A 776-nucleotide genomic window follows, 5' to 3' on the forward strand; every position below is an offset into this window, starting at 1 on the left:
CCGCGACCTCGAGGTCAAGATCCTGGCCCACTGGCAGCAATCCCGGCGCACCTACGGCTCGCCACGCATCACCGCAGACCTGCACGCCGCTGGCATCTCAGTGTCGGTCAACACCGTCGCAGCGATCATGGCCGAGATGGGCATCGAAGGCATCAGCCCGCGCACCTTCAAGGTCAAAACCACCGTCGTTGACCCGGCGGCGTCATTTCCACCCGACCGGGTGGGCCGGGTCTTCGATCAGGGCCGCCTCGATGCGGTGTGGACCTCCGACATCACCTACCTGACCTGCGGCGAAGGTGATGCCTACCTCTGCGCGATCCGGGACGAGCACTCACGACGCGTGCTGGGCTGGTCGGTGGCTGAGCACATGCGCACCGAGCTCGTCGAGCAGGCCGTCGATGCCGCGGTGTTCACCCGCGGCGGGTCGGTGGCCGGCACCATCCTGCACAGCGACAGGGGCAGTCAATACACCAGTCACGACCTGGCCAAAGCCTGCTCCGATCACGGCCTGCGCCGCTCTATGGGGGCCACCGGCATATGTTGGGACAACGCCGGGTCCGAATCGCTGTGGTCGACGGTCAAGCACGAGTACTACAAGCGGCACGCCTTCACCACGTATGCGAATTTAACTGCGGGACTTGATAATTACCTTCGCTACTACAACCATGACAGGCGGCACAGTTCACTGGGAATGATCTCACCCATCGACTTTGAGATCGCCACACGAATCAATCAGCAATCAAGCTAACCGTGTCCACTTTTTCAGGGGAACCCCA

Annotated in this window: 1 protein-coding gene; it reads left to right on the forward strand. The window is 62.4% G+C overall.

Annotated elements, in window-relative coordinates; all coding sequences use genetic code 11:
- The coding region (locus ASJ79_RS24920) for an IS3 family transposase (RefSeq protein ID WP_067961279.1) at window positions 1-748 on the forward strand (748 nt) is incomplete at its 5' end.
- Window positions 749-776: the final 28 nt, after the last annotated feature.

Origin of the sequence: Mycobacterium sp. NAZ190054, from assembly GCF_001545925.1 — a bacterium.
GTDB lineage: Bacteria > Actinomycetota > Actinomycetes > Mycobacteriales > Mycobacteriaceae > Mycobacterium.